20 protein-coding genes and 1 tRNA gene are annotated in these 24,298 nt (G+C 39.2%); 6 read left to right on the plus strand and 15 right to left on the minus strand.

Translation table 11 applies throughout. The features are described 5' to 3' along the window. Window positions 1-16: 16 nt before the first annotated feature. A tRNA-Thr gene (locus N178_RS20930) sits at window positions 17-89 on the minus strand. A gap of 210 nt (window positions 90-299) precedes the next feature. Here N178_RS20930 and N178_RS20935 point away from each other — a divergent pair. Next, the gene (locus N178_RS20935; RefSeq protein WP_045294620.1) at window positions 300-1,352 is read left to right on the plus strand and encodes an aromatic ring-hydroxylating oxygenase subunit alpha; all 1,053 of its coding nucleotides are present in this window, start codon (window positions 300-302) and stop codon (window positions 1,350-1,352) included. A 32-nt stretch (window positions 1,353-1,384) separates the two neighbouring features. On the opposite strand, the gene N178_RS20940 is transcribed toward N178_RS20935, so the two are convergent. After that, window positions 1,385-2,908, minus strand: coding sequence for a DHA2 family efflux MFS transporter permease subunit (locus tag N178_RS20940; RefSeq protein ID WP_045294622.1), 1,524 nt, complete (start codon window positions 2,906-2,908; stop codon window positions 1,385-1,387). 265 nt (window positions 2,909-3,173) lie between these two features. Between N178_RS20940 and N178_RS20945 the strand changes: the two genes are divergently transcribed. Beyond that, entirely contained in the window at window positions 3,174-4,076 is a 903-nt protein-coding gene (locus N178_RS20945) for a TetR/AcrR family transcriptional regulator (RefSeq protein WP_045294624.1), read from the plus strand. A 100-nt stretch (window positions 4,077-4,176) separates the two neighbouring features. Here the strand turns inward: N178_RS20945 and N178_RS20950 are convergent, their stop codons facing one another. The 6 genes from N178_RS20950 to N178_RS20975 all read right to left on the minus strand — a co-directional run bounded on the left by N178_RS20950 (window position 4,177) and on the right by N178_RS20975 (window position 11,900). Continuing rightward, a complete protein-coding gene (locus tag N178_RS20950; protein ID WP_045294626.1) occupies window positions 4,177-4,998 on the minus strand; it encodes a carbohydrate ABC transporter permease in 822 nt (273 codons plus the stop codon). 16 nt (window positions 4,999-5,014) lie between these two features. Next, window positions 5,015-5,917 carry a carbohydrate ABC transporter permease gene (locus N178_RS20955; protein WP_045294628.1) on the minus strand — a complete coding sequence of 301 codons (903 nt, stop codon included), beginning with the start codon at window positions 5,915-5,917 and terminating at the stop codon, window positions 5,015-5,017. 23 nt (window positions 5,918-5,940) lie between these two features. Next, on the minus strand, window positions 5,941-7,182 hold the full coding sequence (locus tag N178_RS20960; protein WP_045294629.1) for an ABC transporter substrate-binding protein: 1,242 nt from the start codon (window positions 7,180-7,182) through the stop codon (window positions 5,941-5,943). Window positions 7,183-7,254: 72 nt separating this feature from the next. Further along, on the minus strand, window positions 7,255-9,375 hold the full coding sequence (locus tag N178_RS20965; protein ID WP_045294631.1) for an amylo-alpha-1,6-glucosidase: 2,121 nt from the start codon (window positions 9,373-9,375) through the stop codon (window positions 7,255-7,257). A gap of 88 nt (window positions 9,376-9,463) precedes the next feature. Beyond that, the gene (locus N178_RS20970; RefSeq protein WP_045294633.1) at window positions 9,464-10,480 is read right to left on the minus strand and encodes a LacI family DNA-binding transcriptional regulator; all 1,017 of its coding nucleotides are present in this window, start codon (window positions 10,478-10,480) and stop codon (window positions 9,464-9,466) included. 145 nt (window positions 10,481-10,625) lie between these two features. After that, the gene (locus N178_RS20975) at window positions 10,626-11,900 is read right to left on the minus strand and encodes an ATP-binding protein (RefSeq protein WP_045294634.1); all 1,275 of its coding nucleotides are present in this window, start codon (window positions 11,898-11,900) and stop codon (window positions 10,626-10,628) included. A gap of 271 nt (window positions 11,901-12,171) precedes the next feature. Here N178_RS20975 and N178_RS20980 point away from each other — a divergent pair, with 271 nt between their 5' ends. After that, window positions 12,172-12,936 (plus strand): sulfite exporter TauE/SafE family protein, encoded by a 765-nt coding sequence (locus N178_RS20980; protein WP_045294635.1) that lies wholly within the window; start codon window positions 12,172-12,174, stop codon window positions 12,934-12,936. 232 nt (window positions 12,937-13,168) lie between these two features. Beyond that, window positions 13,169-14,521, plus strand: coding sequence for a cation:dicarboxylate symporter family transporter (locus tag N178_RS20985; RefSeq protein WP_045294636.1), 1,353 nt, complete (start codon window positions 13,169-13,171; stop codon window positions 14,519-14,521). A 27-nt stretch (window positions 14,522-14,548) separates the two neighbouring features. Here the strand turns inward: N178_RS20985 and N178_RS20990 are convergent, their stop codons facing one another. Then, window positions 14,549-14,944: a hypothetical protein gene (locus N178_RS20990; protein ID WP_045294637.1), complete on the minus strand. Its 396-nt coding sequence runs from the start codon at window positions 14,942-14,944 to the stop codon at window positions 14,549-14,551. A gap of 70 nt (window positions 14,945-15,014) precedes the next feature. After that, window positions 15,015-15,986: an NAD(P)H-dependent flavin oxidoreductase gene (locus tag N178_RS20995; RefSeq protein ID WP_045294638.1), complete on the minus strand. Its 972-nt coding sequence runs from the start codon at window positions 15,984-15,986 to the stop codon at window positions 15,015-15,017. A 172-nt stretch (window positions 15,987-16,158) separates the two neighbouring features. Between N178_RS20995 and N178_RS21000 the strand changes: the two genes are divergently transcribed. After that, window positions 16,159-18,201, plus strand: coding sequence for a catalase (locus N178_RS21000; RefSeq protein WP_045294639.1), 2,043 nt, complete (start codon window positions 16,159-16,161; stop codon window positions 18,199-18,201). Between the two features lie 43 nt (window positions 18,202-18,244). On the opposite strand, the gene N178_RS21005 is transcribed toward N178_RS21000, so the two are convergent. Continuing rightward, a complete protein-coding gene (locus tag N178_RS21005; RefSeq protein ID WP_028415046.1) occupies window positions 18,245-18,742 on the minus strand; it encodes a GNAT family N-acetyltransferase in 498 nt (165 codons plus the stop codon). Between the two features lie 200 nt (window positions 18,743-18,942). Between N178_RS21005 and N178_RS21010 the strand changes: the two genes are divergently transcribed. Next, window positions 18,943-19,524, plus strand: a complete 582-nt coding sequence (locus N178_RS21010; RefSeq protein ID WP_045294640.1) for a YitT family protein — start codon at window positions 18,943-18,945, stop codon at window positions 19,522-19,524. Between the two features lie 37 nt (window positions 19,525-19,561). Here the strand turns inward: N178_RS21010 and N178_RS21015 are convergent, their stop codons facing one another. The 4 genes from N178_RS21015 to N178_RS21030 all read right to left on the minus strand — a co-directional run bounded on the left by N178_RS21015 (window position 19,562) and on the right by N178_RS21030 (window position 24,260). Further along, window positions 19,562-20,530, minus strand: coding sequence for an LCP family protein (locus N178_RS21015; RefSeq protein WP_045294654.1), 969 nt, complete (start codon window positions 20,528-20,530; stop codon window positions 19,562-19,564). 86 nt (window positions 20,531-20,616) lie between these two features. After that, window positions 20,617-22,539, minus strand: coding sequence for a lipoteichoic acid synthase (gene ltaS, locus N178_RS21020; RefSeq protein WP_045294642.1), 1,923 nt, complete (start codon window positions 22,537-22,539; stop codon window positions 20,617-20,619). 408 nt (window positions 22,540-22,947) lie between these two features. Next, window positions 22,948-23,307, minus strand: coding sequence for a cupin domain-containing protein (locus N178_RS21025; RefSeq protein ID WP_045294644.1), 360 nt, complete (start codon window positions 23,305-23,307; stop codon window positions 22,948-22,950). A 92-nt stretch (window positions 23,308-23,399) separates the two neighbouring features. Further along, window positions 23,400-24,260 (minus strand): DMT family transporter, encoded by an 861-nt coding sequence (locus N178_RS21030; protein ID WP_045294645.1) that lies wholly within the window; start codon window positions 24,258-24,260, stop codon window positions 23,400-23,402. Between the last annotated feature and the right edge of the window lie 38 nt (window positions 24,261-24,298).

Here is a 24,298-nt window from a genome sequence, read left to right on the forward strand (position 1 = left end):
AGAGNGTTTTTTATTATGCTAGCGACAGGGATCGAACCTGCGACCTCTTGCTTACCATGCAAGTGCTCTACCTACTGAGCTACACCAGCGTCTTGAAAAATTATATCACGTTTAAATTAATTTAGGAAGCGCTTTTTTCAATTTTTTTATTGGTATATTCTCTAATTTGCGTCTTCTGAAATTCGCACTTTCTACAAAGTTCCATATTTTATGTTAGAACTCCTCACATAAATTGTGTGAATTTTCTTTTTTTATATTACCCTTAGTAAAAGAGCTTACAAAAGAAGGGAAGAAAATAGATGGAACAACAACCAACCATGACCAAATCAAAAACGGCAACTCCCTACCCAAGAGACTGCACGTTCAGCCTGGAAGATTGGACGACGCTCGCTAAGTATTGGTACCCTGTCGCACGCTGCAGTGATGTAACAGAGAAACCAACGTCCGTAAAACTGCTAGATGTAAATCTAGTTCTATACCGTACCACACACAAAGTAGTAGCGGCTCGTGATTTATGCGTTCACCGAGGCACCCCGCTTAGCATGGGCTGGGTGGAAGATGATGAAATTGTCTGTCCTTACCACGGCTTCCGCTACGCAACGGACGGCGCATGCACGTCGATTCCAGCTCACCCTGACGCCAACATTTCTCCCCGCCTGTGTATGGCCGTCTATCCAGTTATTGAACGATTTGGATTAGTGTGGACTTCCCTGACAGGAGAAGAAGATAACCTGCCTTACTTCGATGCGTGGGAGGATCCTGATTTTCAGCAAATTGTTTGTCCGAGCTTTGATATCATGGGTTCAGCCGGTCGTCAAATGGAAGGCTTTTTAGACGTAGCTCATTTTGCTTGGGTTCACACGGACACATTTGGTGATCGAAACAACGCCTTCGTGCCTAAATATAAAGTAAGCGATACAGACTATGGGCTTCATGTAGAATATACGAGCACCGTGAGCAATTATTCCAAAGAACAGCAGCATTTAAATCCACCTGATTTTAAATGGCTTCGCGTCTTTGATGTTTATCCGCCGTTTACAGCTACGCTAAAAGTATACTTCCCAGAAGGCGCAGAGCTGTGGATTATGAATGCAGTCTCTCCTATTTCAGCCCGCGAAACACGTTTATTTGCGCCAATCGCTCGAAACTTTGACAAAGATTCTCCCGTTGAAGGTGTGTATGACTTTAACCTTCGCGTCTTTGACGAAGACCGTGAAATGGTTGAAAATCAAAAACCTGAAGACTTGCCTTTAGATCTGCAGATGGAAGCGCATATTATGGCTGATCAAACGTCTATCGGCTACCGGAAATTATTAAAGAAAATGGGCTTAAGCTTTAGATATACAAGCTAAAAAAATCCCCGCTGTCTCAGCGGAGATTTTTTTTATTTAGCAAACTGCTCGCGTCCTGCTTTTTCCTTTATCACTTCATCTTCACTTGCAGGCGTTGCTCGTTTCATAAACAATGAAAGAATTAAGGCAACCACCACTAGTACTACTGAGACGGCAAAGGCATCGTTAATCCCCTGTACCATTGCCTGCATCCCAATCTGTTCTTTCATTTGAGCTGCCCCGGCTGCGGTTGCATTAGCTGCTCCTGCTCCGCTCATTACATCTTGAGCGAGCTCTTTTGCATGAGTAGCTGTACGGTTTGACATCACCGTTACTAAAAGAGCCGAACCAATAGCTCCCGATACTTGTTGAAGCGTATTGTTCATGGCAGTACCATGCGGATTAAAGCGCTGCGGCAGCTGATTTAATCCGTTTGTCATAACCGGCATCATCACCATAGACATTCCGAACATACGAAGCGTATAAAGCGTAATGAGCGTTGTATACGTCGTATCAAGCTCTAAGTTACTGAAGAAATACGTCGTAACGGCTGTAATAGTTAGACCCGTTACAGCCAGTGCACGCGCTCCGAATTTATCAAATAATTTTCCGGTAATCGGTGACATCACACCCATTAGCAGCGCACCTGGAAGCATTAGTAATCCGGAATGAAGCGGAGAAATGCCTCGTACCGTTTGAACATAAATTGGCATTAGCAGCATGGCTGAAAATAATGCCATTGTGATCACCATCGAAATCGTTGATGATAAAGCAAACATTGGATATTTAAAAATGCGGAATTCAAGCATCGGTGTTTTAAGCTTGAACTGACGCGTAATAAATAAAATCAGAGCCACAGCTCCTACGATAATGGTGCCGTATACTTCCACAGAATCCCAGCCTTTATCCCCTGCTGAGCTAAATCCGTATAGAAGTCCGCCAAATCCAATTGTAGATAACAAAAGAGATAAAAAATCCAAATTGATTTCCACTTTTTCTTTTTTGTCTTTTAATAGGAAGAAAGCGCCTATTAATACAATGGCTGCGATTGGCGTAACAAGGTGGAACAGCATTCTCCACTCATAGTGTTCAATTAGCCATCCTGATAATGTAGGACCAATTGCCGGAGCAAAAATCATAACTAAACCGAAAATCCCCATCGCAGCTCCGCGTTTTTCTAATGGAAAACTTGTGAGCAATACGTTCATTAAAAGCGGCATCATAATAGCTGCGCCTGACGCTTGAATAATACGAGCGGTTAACAACACAGAAAATACGGGCGAAGAACCGGCAAGTATTGTTCCTGCTGTAAATAAAGTCATCGCCGTTAAAAATAAGCCTCTGATAGAATAGCGCTGAATTAAAAAAGCGGTAGTTGGAATCATAATACCATTCACTAACATATAACCAGTAGAAAGCCACTGGACAGTTGACGTTGTCACATCTAAGTCTTTCATAATAGACGGCAGCGCCACATTTAGTAACGTTTCATTCAACAATGAGATAAAAGCGCCAATTAACAAAATAGCAATTATGCCATAAGGCGGCTTTTCCATTTGATTTATTGATTGACTCATTATTATACCCCCTTATACTTTAGGTTCATTTTTTTAGACACATGTTCTACATAGAGTATATTATACTGTGAGTTCAATTTATGCAAGCGAAAAATCTTGCGTTCACGTCCTTTATTTTCTCAACTTTTTTAGCCCTATAATCCTCTTATATCAATATATATGCCGTGATATCGTTATTTTTCCGAAAAGAACATTTGTGTAAACGCTTTAAATCATGTATTATAAAGTTGGACCATGAGTCTAATTTTATATTTAGGTGATAATAATGAATAACCGAAAACAGCAAGTTGTAAAAAATGCACACCATCTCTTCGTTGAAAAAGGATTTCAAGCTACATCCATTCAAGACATCATTGATTATAGCGGCATTTCAAAAGGAACATTCTACAACTATTTTTCTTCAAAAAATGAATTATTAATCGCTGTTTTTACCTGGCTTCATACAACAATTGAACAAGAGCGCAATCAGCTGCTAGTTGGTAAAAGCATGACCGATGTAGATGTATTTGTTAAACAAATCGATGCGCAGATGAAAAACCATCACAAACATAAATTTTTTACGTTACTTGAAGAAGTATTTGTTTCCAATGATCCTGATTTAAAAGCATACATTAAAAAAACCCAGTTCATCGAAGTAAACTGGATTTATAAACGGTTTATTGATTTATTTGGGCAAGAAAAGAAACCTTATCTGCTAGATTGTGCAATTATGTTTCTTGGCATGCTTCACCGCAACTTTCACTATCATTTTATGGTCAACGGTACAAATACTGATCCCCATGAGATTATAACTTACAGCGTTAAGCGTCTGCTTCCTCTTGTAGACGAAGTAGCAAGTTCAGGAGACATTTTGCTCGATCCGCAAACGATCAAAGAATGGCTTCCATCTTGCCCCAATACTAAAAATCAAATAGAACAGGACATTTCTACAGCACTTATCGATTTAAAAAAACAAGTTCACAAACAGTTCACGGATGAATTCGAACGTCAAAAATGCACAGAGCTTATTAGTTTTATTGAAGAAGAGCTGTTTAAACAATCACCCCCCCGTAAGTTTGTTGTTGATAGTGCTCTACATTCATTAAAACAGCTGCCTGTTAACAACAGTAAAACGAACTTAGAGGAACTGCAGGCGATGATTGATCAGTATGTGAGTGAACTTCACTAAAAACAAATTGAACCATAACAGCAAAAAACGAACGATTATAGTTTTTTAATTAATCGTTCGTTTGTAATTCCAACTAAAATCCTTTTATCCCAGCCGTTTTTTATTTTCCTCCAGTAAACGAAATTCCTTTAATGAAATATTTGTTAAAAAACGCATAAATGAGCAAAATGGGAAGTGTAAAAACCATGGAAGCTGCCATAATATAGTTCCAATAACTAATATACTGACCTTTAAATGTGTTAAGGCCTAAAGTCAAAGTGAACATATTTTCATCGGACATCACAATTAAAGGCTTCATAAAATCATTCCAAAATCCCATAAATACAAAAATCGTTTGTGCTGCTAGGGCAGGTTTTGCAAGTGGAAGGACTATTTTAAAGAATGTTCCAAACTTTGATAACCCATCCAACTCCGCTGCTTCTTCAAGCTCTTTTGGGAAATTAATAAAAAATTGACGCATCATAAATATAAAAGTCGCATTTACCATTCCCGGTACAATCATTCCCTGATAGGTATTTAACCAGCCTAACTCTTTTAAAATTAAAAAATTAGGAATCATCGTTACTTGTCCAGGAATCATAAGCACCGCTAAAATGATAATAAATAAACTTTTCTTTCCCGGGAAACTGAGGCGTGCAAGGGCATAACCAGCCATTGAGTTAAATAGCAAATTCAGAGCTGTTCCTACTACGGCAATGAATAAGCTATTAAACATCCAGCGAGGGAACAGCTTTTGTTCCACAAAAATTTGTTTATAGTTGTCTAGCGTAAAGTGTTTCGGAATAAAGTTCACCGTACCTGACACAATTTCTTCAAGCGTTTTAAAAGAAGCGGATAGCGCCCAAATAAATGGAATCAGAGTAATCAGCGCGTATATGCTTAAAATCGTATATAAAATGAGGACTCCTATTTTTTTCTTCATCTTTTTCTTCCCCCCCTTAGTACATACTTTCTTCTTTTGAAAACTTCCTCTGAATAACCGTTGCCATCAAAATCACGAGCGCCAGCATAAAGGCTAGTGCTGCAGCATATCCCATGGTTCCTAAATTTTTAAATGCATATTGATAAATAAGAAGAACAACAGTCAGAGTCGAGTTATTAGGACCTCCTGAACCTCCTGAGAAAATAAACGATTGATCAAATAACTGAAACGTACCAATCAGTCCCATGATTACTACGAATGATGTAACCGGTCGCAGATTCGGAACTGTAATATGCCAAAATCGTTGAAACACATTAGCCCCATCTAACTGAGCTGCTTCATACAGCGAATCTGGTACGTCCTGCAAAGCTGCCAAATAAATAACCATAAAAAATGGAGCTGTTGCCCAGATGTTCATAATCATAATGGCAATCAAAGCGACCTGAGGATCTCCAAGCCAATTGTAAGTTGGAAGGCCAACAAACTTTAAAAACTCGTTCACAATCCCATTTTGATTGTACATCCACATAAAAATAAGTGTTAATACAGCCGATGATGTAAGCGTAGGTAAAAAATAAATAATGCGAAAAACTTTTTCTGCTTTTAGCCCTGCATTTAATGTGGCAGCCAGTATAAGTGCCAATGCCGTTTGTACCGGTACAACAATTACTACATACTTCACCGTATTCCAAAGAGCAATTTTAGCTTTGTCATCTTCAAGAACCTTCATGTAGTTCTCAAGCCCTCGAAAATGGAACTCAGTTCCACCCAGTAATTGAACTTTATGTAAAGACAAAAAGATGGCATAAAAAATAGGTGCAATAACAAACAGCAATAGTACAAACAGTGTAGGCGTCATAAAAGCATATCCTTGCCCTACATCACGAGGTTTGTACGTTCTTATTTTTCCGTTTTTCATTTCCTCCACTCCCCCGCCGAGCCTTATTCATAAATACTAATCTCTTGATTTGCCTGCTTTTGTGCTTTTTTCAAAGCTGTTTCTAAATCACTTTGTCCCAAAAAGGCGCTTAAAAACTGGTTATTAAAGTTATTCATGATAATAGGCAAATACGGACCATCTTGCCAGACAGTTGCATAAGCAGCTCCTTTTACTAATGGACCTCGTTTTTCGTCTTCAGCAAAACCAAGCTTATCCGCTACGGATTTTCTTGTTGGCAATGCATAACCCTTGCTTGTCCAAGTTTCCATTCCTTCTTTTCCGGTTAAGTACTGAATGAGCTCCCAAGATGCTTTTTTCTTTTTTGAGTCAGCATTCATTACATACGCGACCGTAAATGCCATCGTATTTTTGTGACCGTTTATTGTCGGAACTTCTGCCGTACCGTAATCAAGTTTTGGGAAGGACTCTTGTAAAAATGGAATCATCCAATTTCCTTCAATCACCATAGCTACTTTTTGTTGTGCAAACATGTCCGTACCTGAATTTGCGCCTACATCAGAAGGCTGTACAGACGTTTTATCTTTTAAATGCTGATCGATGAGCGGCTGAAGAGAATCCACGACTTCTTTCGTAGCAAAGTTTGCCTTATTGTTCTTTACAACGTCTCCTCCGTTTGCCTGCGCCATGTAGAAGATACGCGCTAATTCCGGCGTGACACCAAACGCTTGAATCCCTTTCTTTTTAAATATTTTTGAAACTTCTTCAAACTCATCCCATGTTTTTGGTACGTCTACTCCTGCTTCTTTAAATAGCTTTTTGTTGTAAAATAAGCCTAATGTGGAGTAATCTTTCGGAAAACCATACGTCTCTCCATTTTTCTGAAACGCTTTCAATAATGGTTTCTCAAAATCCTGAACATCAAAATTGGACTTTACATAAGAATTCAAAGGTTCTAAAACCCCTGTATTGATAAGACCAGGCGCTTCAAGTGCATCAAGGTAAAAAACATCTGGACCGTTTCCGCCAATTAAACGCGTTTTTAAAATATCCATGTATTGATCAGTGATTACTTCATGCTTCACATGAATTGATGGATGGAGTTTTTCAAAGTCTTGAATAGTTTGATTAAGCAGCTTCGTCTCTGTTGGGTTGCCTCCCCAGCCGGCTAATACAATTTCGACTTGACCATTTTTCCCGGAAACTTCTTGTACATTTGAACATCCAGTTAAAGCTGCTCTGGCTACTGCCAGAACCAAACTTAAAGCGAGTATCCACTTCTTCATTAGCTGTCTCCTTTCATTTCATTGACCTGCGGCTTATTAAGTGACGCTTAATAAGCCGCGGTCGAAGTAACATTAACCTACATAATTTCTTACTTTACATTGAGATAGAAGCTCGTATTTTGTCGTATTTTCTTTCACGTAAATAATAGTTTCGCTTTCGTCTTTTTTAACCGTTAATGAAAGTTTTCCATTGCCAATTACAAGGTTTTCTACAGAAATTTCATTCATATCGTCTATGAGCAAAGGATTTATCTGTATAGTACCTGCTGTACTATCAGGAAACAGTCTCAGCATCGCCTGTACGAAAGCTAAAGGCGTGCCGGCTGCCCAAGCTTGAGGTGAGCAGGCAACGGGATATTTGACAGGCTTGCCAAGGTTACTTGAATAGCCGCAGAATAACTCTGGAAGGCGGTCGTATTCAAAATGCTCAGCTGCATCAACCAGCCCTTTTATCACTTTATTGACTTCTGTTTGCTTGTTCGCTTTACTCAAACCGAGAACAATTAAACTATTATCGTGCGGCCAAATGCTCCCGTCATGATAACTCATTGGATTATAACCCGCTTCTCCTTCTGCCATTGTACGAATTCCATATCCCGAAAACATAGGTTCTGATACTAGCCTTTCCGCTACTTTGTTCAGCTTCTCCTCATCCATCATTTCGGCTAAAAGTACATGACCTGGATTTGACGTAATCGTTCCTACTTGATGTTTATGTTCATCAAGTGCAATGGCATAGAATGACACGTCTTCCATCCAAAAGGCTTCATTGAACTTTTTACGCAGCAGCTCAGCTTCTTCACGTAAATTATTTGCTTCATTTGTTTTGTTTAACTGATCATATAAAGAAGCAATACCCATTTTCGCTTGATATACATAGCCTTGTACTTCCACTAAAGCAATAGGAGTTTTTGCATATTCACCGCTGCGATGGACAACAGAGTCTCCTGAGTCTTTCCATCCTTGGTTAGCAATTCCTTTACTTGATTCTTGATGGTATTCAAGAAATAAATCACCGTCTCGATCTCCATATTCATTGATCCATGTCAAAGCTCCATCGACAGTCATTTGCATTTCTTTTACAAACTCGAAGTCTCCCGTCCACTTCACATATTCCGTTAACAAAATTAAAAATAATGGTGTCGCGTCAACTGTTCCGTAGTACGGAGTAAAAGGTATTTGATTTGTGTTGGCTAGTTCTCCGTAACGTATTTCATGCATAATTTTACCCGGCTGTTCATCACGCCATGGATCATTTGCCGTTCCTTGATATGCTGCCATGGTACGTAGCGTTCCTTTTGCTACTTCCGGATTAAAAGCCAGCATTTGAAGCGCTGCAATTAGACTATCCCTTCCAAATGGCACACCAAACCAAGGCAATCCAGCTACAGGAAAAGCACCGAATCCTACATCCGTTAGCAGTACGCGCAGGTCGTTAAGTCCTCTTGTAATAAGGCGCTGCATTGTCGGATGATCGGTTGTCACTTTTGTAGAAGATTTTTCCCACTTTTTATATGACTGCGTTAGTAAACTAAATGCTTCACCAGCTGATAAAATATTTTCATTGATGCCTTCGCCCATTTGCGGCTGAACCATTAATGTAATTTCTTCTTCTTCCTGATGGTTCAGTTCGAAAGAAAACATAACCTCTCCTTGTTCATACACGTGTGAGGCTTTTTTATCCCAAGAAATCCGTGTCGAACGCTTAATATCATCTGCTCCTTCGTATGTATATATTAAACTGCTTTCCCCTTTTATTTGCCCTGTTCGCTTTCCGACATTTCCAGTTTGAAAACCTCTTACGATAAACATATCGTTAAAATCGACATCTGCTTGGATACTTAATGTAAAAGCAATTTTTTTAGGAAAATAACTTTTCAATTTTATTTTTTCATAGAAAACACCCTCGTATATAAAGCGTTTTCTTTCTATTTCTACAGACTCTCGCCACAGCGAGAGTTCTCCTTCTTTTTCCATATGCGGATTAGTAAGAAGAATTGTGGCTAACAGGTTTTCGTCGGCACTTGAGGACAATAACACAGGATCTGCACCGTTAATTTTCAAATGAAATTTGCTCAAAAAACGCGTATCTTTCATATATAGCCCTAAACCATACTGATGGTTTTCAGTGATATTTCCTGCTTGATCTGTTAGTAAAAATAAGTCATTTTCTTTAATCACACGGTAATCCATTTCCATCCCCCTAAATTTCACCGAAACGTTTTGGAAAAACGAAACACAAAAACCGAAACGTTTCGGTTTTTACATTATATAAAAACCACTAGCCGTGGTTTTTAGCTGTTGATTCTCGAATAATCAGCTTTGTATCAAGATAACGCTTCATATTTGTTTCTTTTCCTTCTAGCATCTCAATTAGTAAATCTGCAGCTTCATAGCCAATCTGATATACTTCCTGCCCTACAGTCGTCAAATTTGGAGACGAGTAAGAGGCAAGAACAATATTATCATATCCGACAATCGAAATGTCTTTCGGTACATCAAGGCCAAGCTCTTTGCATGCTTTTAATGCTCCCAGTGCCATTAAATCACTTGCACAAAAAATAGCGGTGAGCTCTTTATACTTATTTAAAAGCTCACTGGCAGCTTTCTCTGCTTTCTTTTCTTCAAACTTTCCGCTTACAACCCATTCAGACCGAAACGACAAACCACATTCTTTGAGGGCTTGTCTGTATCCATTGAGACGTTCTTGGCTGACAAATGCGTCTTCATGTCCGTTAATCATCCCAATATGCTGATGGCCAAGACTCGCTAAATGTTCAACCCCTTTTTTAGCTCCCAAGGCATTATCGGTGGTGACATAGCCTACTGAACTAGAATGGACGGGAATATCAACTAAAACACAAGGAATATCGCTTTCTACTACTTCTTTTAAATAAGGATCTTCTTTTTTGATGCCCTGAATAATTGCCCCGTCCACTCTTCGCTCTCGACAAAGCTGAGTATACGTTTTTTCTCGCTGCATCATCGTGTTTGTATTAAATAAAATCAAGTCATACCCCAAAGTAGATGCACGCTCATTTACACCGCACAATACTTCAAACGTGAAATTATCTTTTACGCTCTCTCTGCTGATGCCTGAAACTAGTAGTCCAATTGTCTTTGACTTTTGCATAACCAATCCTCGAGCTAATGTATTAGGGCTATAGTCCAGCTCTCTTGCTACGGCTGCAATCTTTTGCCTTGTTTTTTCATTTACATCTGAATAACCATTTAAAGCCCGAGACACCGTCGTTACAGATACGCCAGCAACTCGCGCTATATCTTTAATCGTTGTCACTCAAAATTCCTCCAAAACGTTTCGGATAACTTTAAATAGATTGTAACGCTTTCATTTATTAAATTCAATACTTTTTTTAATAATCAGTTTACTTTTATCTATTTCTAAAACTTTTGCATATAAAAAGCAGCCCTAAGGCTGCTCTTTATTCACAAAGTGGAAATTCAAGTGAAAAACACGTTTCTTTTCCTTTTACGCTAGACACACTCACTTTTCCCTTCATATAATGAATAATGCTGAAAGATACCATCGTTCCAAGCCCGGTACCTTTTTCTTTTGTTGTAAAATACGGTTCGCCTAGCCGGTTGATTTGTTCTTGCGTCATGCCGCAGCCCGTATCGATAATATCAACGATAACAGCTCCGCCTTCTTTTCCTACTTTAATAGTTAACGTGCCTCCGTCTTGCATCGCTTCAATACTATTTTTAAATAAATTGATTAGGCACTGCTGAAGCTTTCTTCTTTCTCCCATTACGAAGAACTTCATTTCTTCATCGAATGTAAAATCAATCGCGACTCCGTTCATATTGGCAAGAGGCGTCATAATATGGGTGACGTGATGAATTTCTTCTGAAATATTCATTTTTTCATTTCGTTCTGGAGCGGAATTCGCAAATAGCAAGTAATCATCAATGATTTCTTTTGCGCGGTCTAATTCATTAATCGCAATTGAAATGTAGCGTTTTTTAGCAGGTTCTTTTTCATCTTCCTGCAGCATTTGCATAAATCCTCTGCTTGCCGTTAGAGGATTTCGCACCTCATGAGAGATGCTGGCAGCTAAATGACTGACAATTTCTAGCTTTTCTGCTTTCATCAGGCGCTGCAGCACTAATAAATTTGCTCGTATCGCTTCCCACAGTATGGTAATCACAAACATGCCTGCTACATCTAAAACAGCGAACTGAACCCACACGCTAATAGGAATGCTTGTTACGTGTAAGACAAAAATAGATACAAGCATAGCTAATAAAGAACCAATTACACTAAGACAGGTGCTCACGATAATTCTATTTTTTAATGAGAAATGTAAAAAGTATTTTGTTATGAAAAATAAAGGAATGGATAAAATCGGAAGAGCAATTAATGTTGATAAAAACCCTACATCGTACCCGCCAATTAGCAAGCGCAGCAGTAAAATAAAGACAAAAAGCAAGCTTCCCAGCGGCCAGCCTCCATATAACGTTCCTAAAATATAAGGAATTCTTCGTAAATCCATTCGATAGTCATCCGGGACATAAGCTCCGTTAACCGGAAACAAAAGGCAAAAGGTAATGGCTAAAATCGGAAATAACGCGATATAACGATCTTTCCACCAATGAATTTTTTTAGCATACTTGATTAAATAAAACATCTGCACTAAAAACAGCGCCAATAAAATAAATAAAAAATTAATTAACAAATCTTTCGTAACAAAACTCATGCATTCACCGGTCTTTCAAATGAGATAAAAATAAACTCTTTTATTGCATTTACATTTGTAACACAAATTAGAGTGTAATCATAGATAAATAAACGTATTCTATTTACTTTTTTATAACTTCCTATGACTTTATCGTCCGTTCCCTAAAATAGTGAAGGCCAAGAAAACCTTTTCAACTCCACTAAAAATATTCAGAATTTTATTTACATATGAGTTACAATGCTCTATAATCAGATCAATGTACTTGGTTTTGAGAGTAGGAGGACGAAATATGGAACTATCAATTACCTTAATGGGATTATTCGTTGGAACCCTTGTAGGCTTAACAGGGGTTGGAGGTGCCGCTTTATTAACACCTTTACTGATTGTACTCGGCATTAACCCTTCCATTGCCGTAGGAACAGATCTTGTCTACAATTCTATCACAAAATTATTCGGAGTCGCTCAGCACTACAAACAGCGAACCATTAACTTTAAATTAGCAAAATATTTAGCTTTCGGAAGTATTCCGAGCGCTGTACTGGCTATTGTCACGCTTCATGCATTCCCATCTTTTCACGAGCATCAAGAAACGATTATTAAGCACGCTCTTGGATATGTCATGACACTGGTTGCCCTTTCAATTATCTTTCGCGTCTTTTTTGATAAATTAATTCGCCCAAATCGGTTTCAGGAAATGGACTTAGATCAGAAAAAAGGATTAACAATCGGAATTGGCGTAGTCTTTGGATTCATTGTCGGATTAACATCGATTGGTTCCGGCTCATTATTTGCGATTGCGATGCTGTACTTATTTAAGCTAAAAACATCTGAGCTGGTTGGAACTGATATTGCACATGCCTTTCTCCTCGTTACGGTGGCTGGTATTTTAAATGCAAGCTTTGGAAGCGTTGATTATATGTTGACTGCTAATCTATTAACTGGATCTATTCCAGGTGTTTTGCTTGGAAGCCGTTTATCGACTAAAGTGCCTTCAAGACCACTTCAAGCCATTATGGCGACCATCATTTTAATTAGCGGAATTAAGCTAATTTAATAAATAAAAAGCACATGCCTTTGCATGTGCTTTTTATTAGTTTTTTTAAAGATCTACATTAAAAATAATAATGTTTTAAACCCTCCTCTCCTCTTCTTATACACTTCAACTAATATTTTTATTGAATTTTAGTCAAAGAGACCAATGACACCTCAAACAACCTTACGTTAAAATGTAAAAAAAAATAACATCTATTGTAATATTCAAAAAATGTACGACGAAGGGAGAACACATGACACAAACAGCGGCAAAAAGTAAGCAAAAACCTTTTTATAAAGGTCTTTTCTTTCAAATTATGATGGCAATTGTACTTGGCATAGCTATAGGATATCTATGGCCAAGCTTTGGAAATGCTGTGAAACCGATTGGAGACGGTTTTATTAAGCTCATCAAAATGCTGATTGCTCCTCTTATTTTCGGAGTAGTCGTTGTCGGAATTGCCAAGGTTGGAAACATTAAAACAGTTGGGCGTATCGGCGGAAAAACCATTCTTTACTTCGAAATCGTCACAACATTCGCTCTACTTATTGGTCTATTAGTAGCAAACGTAATGAATCCCGGCGCCGGTATGAATGTTGATCCTTCAAACCTAAGCACAAGCGAGGTGGACGCGAAGACAAACGGCTCCGAACTTCCAAGTGAAGGTGATTTTTTTCTTAATATGATTCCAGACAGTGCAGTTGGTGCTTTTTCAAACAACTCCATGCTTCAAGTGCTTTTAATTTCTTGTTTGTTCGGCATCGCGCTTGTCCATATAGGTGGAAAAACAGCGGAGACCCTTCTACACGTATTAGAAAAAGTAAATGATGTGTTATTCAAAATTATGGGATACATCATGAAGTTAACGGCTCTTGCTACGTTTAGCGCCATGGCATTTGCAGTTAGCCAGTACGGCCTTGGAACACTTGCTGCATTTGGAAAGCTATTTATCGCTATGACAATTGCTTGTCTAGCATTTGTTCTTGTTTTAGCTGTTATTTTACGAATCTATTTAAGATTAAGTTTGTGGAAAGTCATTCTATATATACGAGAAGAAATTATGCTGGCATTTGCTACAGGTTCCACTGAAGCCGTTATGCCGCAGCTCATGGATAAATTCGAACAAGCAGGATGCAACAAAGCAGTCGTTGGCCTTGTTGTTCCTACGGGCTATTCGTTTAATCTAGACGGTGCTTCTATCTACCTGTCTCTTGCTCTCGTCTTTTTAGCACAAGCAACAGGCGTAGACTTAAGCCTGACAGATCAGCTTTTAATGCTTGGCGTCCTTCTTCTTACGTCTAAAGGAATGGCTGGCATTCCAGGATCAGCTTTTGTTGCTCTCTCTGCTACCGCAGCAGCAACCGGATCCATTCCGGTTGCTGCCGTTGCTCTGATGCTCGCTCCTGATCGCTTTATGGGTAATTACCGGACCACAGTTAATATTATTGGTTATGCAGTAGCTGCTTTTATTATCGCACGATGGGAAAATTTATTAGACCTACAAAAAGCAAATGATGTGCTGGACGGAAAAATTGCGTATCAGCCCAAAAATGCTGAAATTTCTCTCCCAGAGAGTATTCCAGCAGTCAATGAAAAAGCATTTTAATAAAAAAATTTCCTGGCCGAGACAAGGCTATTTTGCTTGTTTTTCGGGCAGGAATTTAATTGTTACATGAAAGGCCTTTTGCTGAAACTTATTTTCTTCCAGTATTTTATATACCATTTGTTTAATCGTTTCTTGCGTTTGGACATCAGATGAAACGGAAGGCTCCATATACACATCCAGCTCTACTCTGTCTTTTGAGTAAAGAGAAGAATTCACGCCCCTTGATTCATAGCCTGCTTCCGTTAACCCTCTGCTGATTTTATGCCAAATATCCAGTTTGTCCATTTGTTTAATAACAGGCTTTGCTTCTTCATACACTTGTGCTTGCTGAGTCTTGGAAACTTCTTCTCTTTTAGTAAAAACTGCAAACCCTGAACCTACTACTAAAAACGTCATAATAGCAAATGCTCGCATTCGTTTCATTCTCTCACCTCATTTAGAGATATAGATTATAAATATGCGAACAATTGCTGCAGTATGACGGCTTGTATCTCTACTTCTTTTCCACTACACTCAGCAGTCGTTTAGAACCGGCGTGCACTTCTTCTATCATACTGTCAAACAGCTCTTGCACCGTTGGAATACTATCAATCAGTCCAACGACTTGGCCTGCCCATCCATAGCCCTCATCGATTTTATTTTCATAAATATACCGGCAGTTTGCCCCTCCGCTAATGACGTCTTTTAACTCTTCGTACCTCTCTCCTTGCTGCTCACGCTCAATAATGTCAAGAGTGTAGTGGGATTTTAATACGCGTCCAGGTGCTCCGAACGAACGTTTAATAACCACCGTATCGGTTTCTTTTGCTTCTACAATAGCTTGTTTATACGCATCGTGGGCATCTACACATTCTTTTGTCGCAATAAAACGTGTCCCCATTTCAATCCCTTCAGCTCCTAATGATAACGCTGCCAATAATCCTTGTCCGTTTCCAATCCCTCCGCTTGCAAGGACCGGAATTGACAAAGCCGCAGCTACTCGGGGAATTAACACCATTGTGCCCAGGTCCTCACGCCCAATATGTCCTCCTGCTTCTTGTCCCACTGCCATAACGGCATCTGCTCCTAACTTCTCAGCTTTTTGAGCTTGGCGCACGTTGGCTACCAGCACGAGCGTTTTAATTCCCGTTCCTCTTAATCTCTCAAAAATAGGTGCGGGATTTGCTCCTGTTATGGAAATAATCGGAACGCCTTCTTCTACTGCTACGTCGAGAAGTTCTTTATAAGAACCTTCTGTTTGACCTCCAACAGCAAAATTAACGCCAAAAGGACGCTCAGTTAAAGAACGTACTTTCTTAATTTCAGCTCGAAGTTTCTCAGGTGTTCGGAGCGTCATAGCTGTAATTTGTCCAAGTCCTCCTGCATTTGAGACCGCAGCAGCAAGTTCTGCGTACGCTAAATACGCTAAACCTCCTTGTACAATCGGATATTGAATTCCTAATAAATCTGTTACCCGTGTTTTCATCTATGTATCCCCTCTCCTTTTATTTTCTTATTTATGAATACTTATTCATAATCATAACAAGAAAATAACGGATTTCCTACGAAAAAATTCCAACATTTCTGTTTGCGTCAACTTTTGATAGGGTACACATTTTGTAATGATTATGAATTGAAGGTCAAGGAGGAAGACAGGTATGACAAAAAAGCACCCTGTAAATGAAACAAGCAAGCAAGAACAGCTCGAGAAGTTTAAAACAGATGATCGAAACCAAGCGCTCACAACCAATCAAGGGTTAAAGCTTTCCGAAGATGAATTTTCTTTAAAAGCAGGCGAACGTGGTCCAACCCTGATGGAAGACTTTCATTTCCGTGAAAAAATGACGCATTTTGACCACGAGCGCATTCCTGAACGCATCGTTCATGCACGCGGCTTCGCTGCTCACGGAGAATTTGAACTGTATGACTCTCTCAGTGAATATACAAAAGCTAAATTTTTGCAGAATCCGTCTGTAAAAACACCTGTATTTGTCCGTTTCTCTACTGTAGCAGGTTCTAAAGGTTCAGCTGAAACGGTTCGCGACGCACGTGGTTTTGCAACAAAATTTTATACAGAAGAAGGAAACTATGACTTAGTCGGAAATAACATTCCCGTGTTCTTTATCCAAGATGCGATTAAATTTCCGGATTTAATTCACGCTGTTAAGCCTGAGCCACACAATGAAATGCCGCAGGCGGCTTCAGCACATGATACGTTTTGGGATTTTATCGCCAATAACCAAGAGTCTGCTCACATGGTCATGTGGTCAATGTCAGACCGCGCAATTCCTCGCAGCTTGCGTATGATGGAAGGCTTCGGCGTACATACTTTTCGCTTAGTTAATGCAGAAGGAAAAGCTCATTTTGTCAAATTCCACTGGAAGCCTGTGCTCGGAACGCATTCTCTTGTTTGGGACGAAGCTCAAACAATTTCTGGGAAAGACCCGGATTTTCATCGCCGCGATTTATGGGAGTCAATTGAAAACGGAGACTATCCTGAATATGAGCTAGGCTTACAAATCATAGCTGAGGAAGATGAATTTAAGTTCGACTTTGACATTCTCGATCCAACTAAGCTTTGGCCCGAAGAAGACATTCCCGTCAAATTGGTTGGAAAAATGACCTTAAATCGAAATGTAGACAACGTATTTGCCGAAACGGAACAAGTCGCATTCCATCCGGGGCATGTAGTCCCGGGAATTGATTTTTCCAACGATCCTCTCTTACAAGGAAGATTGTTTTCATACACGGATACTCAGCTTATTCGTCTTGGCGGTCCTAATTTTCATGAACTTCCAATCAATCGCTCAGTATGCCCGTTCCATAACAATCAACGCGACGGTTACGGACGTCAAACAATTAACAAAGGACCTGTCAGCTATCACCGAAACTCTCTTGCAGCCAATACGCCGGCTCCTGTCCCAGAGTCAGAAGGTGGTTATGCTCACTATCAAGAAAAAGTGGAAGGAAGAAAAGTTCGAAGTCGAAGCGAAAGTTTTAAAGACCACTTTTCACAGGCAACGCTATTTTGGAATAGCATGAGCGACCCTGAAAAAGAGCATATTATCAGTGCTTTCAGCTTTGAGCTTGGAAAAGTGAAAAGCAAGTCTGTTCAGCAGCAGGTCGTTGATATGTTTGCCAACGTCAGTACAGTGCTAGCTAAACAAGTAGCACAAGCGATTGGCGCGACGCCTCCATCAGGAGAAGATGCGCCGGTGACCAAGTCATCGCCTGCTCTTAGTCAGGAACAGACGATTAAAAAGCCGAATACGCGTAAAGTAGCTGTCATTGTAGCTAACGACTTTAGCGGTGACCTACCACAGGTGTTAAACAGTTTAAAACAACAGGGCATTCAGCCTGAAATTGTCAGCACAACCCTCCAAAACGTAAAAGGAACAGACGGGTCAGAACTTGAAGTACAGCACACGTTCTTAACAAGTGATTCTGTCTTATTCGATGCGGTTTATGTGGTCGGAAGTTCGTCAGCTGATGAGAAGTTTCGTAAAGAAGCACTGACGTTTGCTCAAGAAGCATTCGAGCATTTTAAACCAATTGGCGCCACGGCTGAAGGTGTTAAGTGGCTAAAAGCTGCTGGCTTAGATAGTAGCCCAGGTGTCGTAACTGGAGAAACTACACGCTTTACAGATGAATTTATTGAAGCTATTTCAGCTCACCGCCACTGGAATCGTCAGGTTATATAAATACAAAAGCCTTTGAAATCAATGATTTCAAAGGCTTTTTTGATTAAACTGATTTTCTAAATGCCATGACGTGCAAATCTTTGACCGGATAAAAATCGTTATCTGGGAAGCGGACGTAACCTCTTTTAGTGTAAAGCTTAATGGCATGTTCCATTGAATGATCTGTATGTAAACCTAAATAAGAACACCCTAGCTCCCGAGATTTTTTTTCACACGCTTCAAGAAGCGCATTGGCGACTCCTTTTCGGCGATGCGACGGAGCAACTGCCAGCAGACGAATTTCAGCCCATGGAAATGGCTTTAACAACCCTCCATATACATCCGTATTTGGGGGATAAAACAACACGCTTCCTGCCATTTCTCCATCGATTTCAGCTACCATGCACTCAAATTTCTTTTCTTCACTCAGGGTATGTAAAATTCCCTTTCGATATCTTTTCCAGTGTGCTTCTGATTTTACAGCTGCATATTGCTCATAAGCAGCAAGCGTCACTGTTTCAATAGATGATGTTTCTTCTTCTCTAGCTTTTCGAACGATCAATTTTTTCTCCTCCATTTACCTTCTTGGTTAATTCTTATTGTCTATGGTGAAGAATGTTTATGCAACTCATTTGCATCTCAAAGCAGCTTCCTTTGCATATATTTAATCCGAGCATTATAGTTTCTGAAGCAGTCTTTGTGCTGAAACTCTGCTTGTCTTCATATACATATAAAGAGATTCATAGACAAGGATGAGACAGCATGTACAAAAAATTGATTGCAATTGGAATTGGCAGTGTGTTTGTTAGTATCGGGATTAACGTTTTTATTCTTCCGCTTCAGCTTGTAACAGGAGGCATTACGGGAATTAGCTTAATCATTAATTATTTACTTGGTTATAAAGTAGGCGTGATGATTTTTTGCTTAAACTTGCCGATTTACCTTCTCGCCCTAGGCTTTAACCGCTCTTATTTTTTAAATGCTATCTATGGCATGGTTCTCTCAGCCGTTATGATTGATTTGCTGTTTCCGCTTCACGGGATTTTTCACTTTCCCATTATCTTAAGCGCTTGCCTTGGAGGTGTTTTTAACGGAATCGGAACCGGCATCATGCTCCGGCAGCACGCAAGTCAAGGCGGGGTCGACTTATTTTCTCTGATACTTGCGAAATGGTTATCTTTAAACCCCGGCATCATCATTTTAGTGATTGACGCATCTATTATTATTTCAGGTATTTTACTGCTTCAAAACGATACAGCTATTTATTCATTATTAATTGTTGTATGCTCCGGTATAGTCACCAGTTTGATTACATCATTCAAACGCATTATCGTCTATGTATAAGGAAAAATCCTCGAGACAGGCGTCTCGAGGATTTTCTTTATTTGTCATTTAAGAATTCTTGCAGCGCTTCTTTATTTTTATCTAAATCAATATCAAGCACCATACCAACGCCGCTATACGTTTTGTTTTCAAATGATCCGTCTAACGGCAGTCGCAGGCTTTGAACATCTTTCATGTTTCCTGTTACCACATCTTTAGCCAGAAGCATCATGCTTTTTGTATCTAAATTTGTATCGATGTAAGGATCCATTACGCCGAGAAGCTTCGGTATTTTAAATACGCTGTTTAGGCTTGCTACTTCATCTTTAAGCTTTAAAACGACTTCTTGCTGGCGCTGAACGCGTCCAAAATCACTCATGTTATCATGGCGAAAACGTACGTAGCCAAGCAGCTGTTCACCGTGTAAAACTTGGGTACCTTTATGAAGCGTCATACCAATTCCCGAAGACATATCGTGAGGCACCGTTACTTCAATGCCATCAGGAGCAATCGTATCTACAATTTTTGAAAATCCTTCGAAGTCCACAACTGCATAATAGTTAATATCAATATCAAAATTTTGTTTGATCGTTTGGCGCAGCAGTTCAGGACCTCCGAACGCGTAAGCAGCATTCAGCTTTTGCTTGCCGTGTCCTGGAATATCCACATACATATCCCTCATAAGGGAAACAATTTTCGGGTGTTTGCTTTTAGAATCGTAGTGAGCAATTAAAATAGAGTCTGTACGAGAATGCTTTTCCCCGCGCGAGTCACTTCCTAACAGCAGCATATTTACTTCGCCGTTATTCGGGAGACTGCCTTGAAACTGTTCAAATGTCGTGCCGTCATCCGCATATTTACCATCGCTTGCAATCGATAGCCCTTGCTTATATTGAAAATAGCTGTATATGCCTCCAACGATAATAAAAAGAAATAACAAAGCAAAGAACACTCTGCCCCATCGAACTCTTCTTCTTCTTTTGCGTCTTGTTCGCTCCACGTTTCTGTCACCAGCTTTCTTTTCAATGAAGTTCTCATAAAACAAGCAAGTAGCTAAGCTTTTAAAAAGCTCCTCTACTTGCTTGTTTGGATTGTATGGTGTGAAAGCTTACATTACTTTTCTGTTTCTTGGTCTTTTCCATACATGTATTTCGATGGATCGACCGGTTTAAAGTCCTCTAATTTATTAAATCGTAATAAATCACCGTATAACACTTTATCAGAAAGTTCTAGCTCTCTTCCAACTTTCTTTTTATAAGCTTTCGCTTCGTCTGTTGCTGTGATTCTTTCTCCTGTGTTTGTATCGTAATACTTGCCGTCAACTGACGTGTATTTCGGAGAAACATAATCACCGTTTCTAAATGCTACTACCTGATCATGGTCTTTTGATAATAAATCTGTACCGAATTGAACATACTCTTTACTATCAATTCCCACTAAGTGAAGAAGCGTAGGTACTACGTCAATTTCACCGCCGTACGTATGGTTCACTCCACCTTTTACACCTGGCACGTGGAGGAAGAACGGTACGCGTTGAAGCTGAGCGTTTTTATATGGCGTAATTTTCTCGCCAAGAACTTTTTCCATCGCTTTGTTATGATTTTCAGAAATACCGTAGTGGTCACCGTAAATCATAATAACTGAGTTATCATATAAGCCTGAAGCTTTTAGCTCTGTAAAGAATTCTTGCAGTGATTCATCCAAATAACGAGCCGTTTGGAAATAACGGTCTACCGTTCCATCTCCTGTGTTTGCCGGCTCAATGCTAGCATCGCCTTTATCAAGAACGAATGGGAAATGGTTTGTTAATGTAATCATATGCGCATAGAACGGCTGCTTCAATGACTGCAGCATTGGCATCGATTCTTTGAAGAATGGCTTATCTTTTAATCCATAGTTTACTTTGTTATCACCAGTCATATTGTAATAACTTGCGTCAAAGAATTTATCCACACCGAACTGTTTGTAAATTTCATTACGGTTCCAGAACGTTTTATAATCTCCGTGTAACACAGCACTTGTATAGCCGCCCTCTTGATCTAAGATCGCTGGTGCTGCTTGGTATGTGTTGCGGCCTTTTAAGCTAAATGCTGATCCTTGAGGCAAGCCATATAATGACGTATCCATCATAAGCTCTGCATCAGCCGTTTTACCTTGTCCTGTTTGATGGAAGAAGTTATCAAAATACATAAATTCATTTCCATTTGCTAATGAATTTAAAAACGGCGTTACTTCTTGTCCGTTTAACTTGTAATTAATTAGGAATGACTGAAATGATTCTAGATGAATTTTAATAATGTTTTTTCCTTTTGCTTTACCGGCATACTCAATGTTTGGAGCTGCATAGTGACTTGTACTGAAGTTTTTTACTGTTGTTAAGTCATCACTGCTTGCGAATGCTCGCTGCTTTGAGTTTTGAAACGTTTGAACTGCATCATACACCGTATAGTTGTATGCTCCTAAATATTTCACTAGGTAGTTGCGGTCAAATGTTCTTGTTAATAATTCAGGGCGATCTTTTTCAGCATAGTGCAAGTTAATTGCAAATGCGATAGCTCCTGCCGCTAGTACCATGAACGTATAGCGGAATTTAAGACGTGCTTTTGGCCATTCGATTTTTCTAACAAACAATAGCGCAATCAGTAAAATGATATCTACAAAATATAGAATATCATGCGCTTTTAGTAAATCAGCGATACTGCCTCCTAAATGACCCACATTGCTTGTTTGCGTTAAAGTAGGCAATGTAACGAAGTCATTGAAAAAGCGATAATATAAAATATTGCTGTACAAAATGACCGTCATAATTGTGCTAAGGATAAGCGTCCAAACGATGGCTCTTTTTCCTTTTGCAAACAATGCTAACCCTAAAAAGATCAAAGTTGAACTAATTGGATTAATAAACAATAACGTTTTTTGCATTGAGTCACTTATATCTAAGTTGAACTCCACTTTGTAAGACATGTAAGACTTGATCCACATGAATAAAACCGCTATAAAAAAGTAAAACAACGGCTTTGAAAATAGTTTTTTCATTTTCAAATTCCTTTCACTAAAAAGTAGAGATTTCATGTTCAGCTAACCTCAGGAAAGTCCCCTACATTAAATCGTAGCGGTTACGTCCTGCAAAAGATTACCTGAAAATGATTCAATTTGTCAAACAATATCATCTTCATCTCTTTTTTTAGTCATCTACAAAATTTACATTTTCAACTGGCAATCTCTTATTTTTTTATCGTGATGGTATTATTACACAATTGTTAATTTGTAAATTTTGTTCTCCCTATATTGCATACATATTAATTTACCACATTTCTGCTCTGCAATAAAAGTATTTTTATTTTATTAGGCATAATATTTCACTTGCTGAATGAAAAGGTACTATTGTACTGGACGGTATTCTTCGCTTACTGTTAGGACTAGTAAAAATAGACTTGTCTATTCTTAGTTTTCGTCTTCATCTTCATCAACAGCTATGCGGTCTCCCTGTGCAAAGGGCTGTGAAATAACAAGAAACTCAATCTCTTCGCTCGAACGATTCATCATTTGATGAGGAATGGACGGAAGCACTTCTACTCCTTCATGTGCTTTTACATCATAAATAGTTCCGTCTACTTCTAGAGCAGCTGTTCCTTTTAGCACAAAGAAAAATTGATGCGCTCTCGTGTGATAATGCCTTACCTCTTTCGTATGAGGGGGCATGCGCTCATGAATAATACTTACGTCTTTATTTTTCACTAGATGCCACCCATCGCATTTCCCTCCCCACGCGTAGTGTTCTGCGTTTTGCTTACTGACTTTCATGACTAGCTCCCCTTTTTCTAATAAATGAAGACCTGCAGATGAAATAGAAATTCTATGTGATCTTTTTAATCTTGCTATGTGGAAATATTTTTTTAGCTGAAGGTTTTGGCTTCAAAGTAAAAAGCATTCCTAAAAAAAATCAAAACAATGCCTGCAAACTGAAAAAGCGTCGGCCGAAATCCCGTAAACGCTGTATCTAATAAAATGGCAACGGCCGGGTCTAAAAATACCAGAACTGAAATTACCTGAGTTTTTAAGTAACGCAGGCTGTCGAAAAACAAATAATACACTAAACCAGTATGTACAAAGCCTGTTACTAAAATAGCTGTCCAGTTGGCCGCTGTTAGGAAATGAAAATCACTAAAATGAACAAACGGCAATAATAGAAAAATCCCTACAAAAGTCTGAAGGAATGTAACAGCATAAGCACTCGTATGAATAATTCCTTTGCCAAGCAGCGTCGTGCATGCATAAAACAAAGCGGCTAAAAGCGCCCACAATATTCCTGACGACATGAAGCCATCAGTCGTAAGTTCCTTCACCCCAATAATCAGAAGTGTTCCTACAAAACAAATGATGATAGACATCACGCCAAGAACCGTTAATTTCTCCTTAAAGATAAAGCTTCCCAGAAGCAATACTAAAACGGGGGCAAGATGATAAATAGAGATAGCTACCGTAACGGACATCATTTCAAATGCTTTAAATAGAAATACCCAGTTAAACACAAGAAATATTCCGCACAGTAAAATCTGCTTTATTTCTTTGGCATTCCATTTTTCCCTTTTATACTCACCCGTTACAAACCAGCACATTCCGAGAAAAAGCGTTGCACAAATGCAGCGGACAAATACTAAATCAAAAGAAGGCAGTCCAGTTTGTGTGGAGAAAAAGCCAATTGAACCAAAAATACTCATTGAAACCATCATTTTTATCATTGGGCCTGCTTTCATTTTTTCACCTCATTTCCAGAAAACTATTACTATTCAAA

Origin of the sequence: Priestia aryabhattai B8W22 (genome assembly GCF_000956595.1) — a bacterium.
In the GTDB taxonomy this organism is placed as follows: domain Bacteria; phylum Bacillota; class Bacilli; order Bacillales; family Bacillaceae_H; genus Priestia; species Priestia aryabhattai.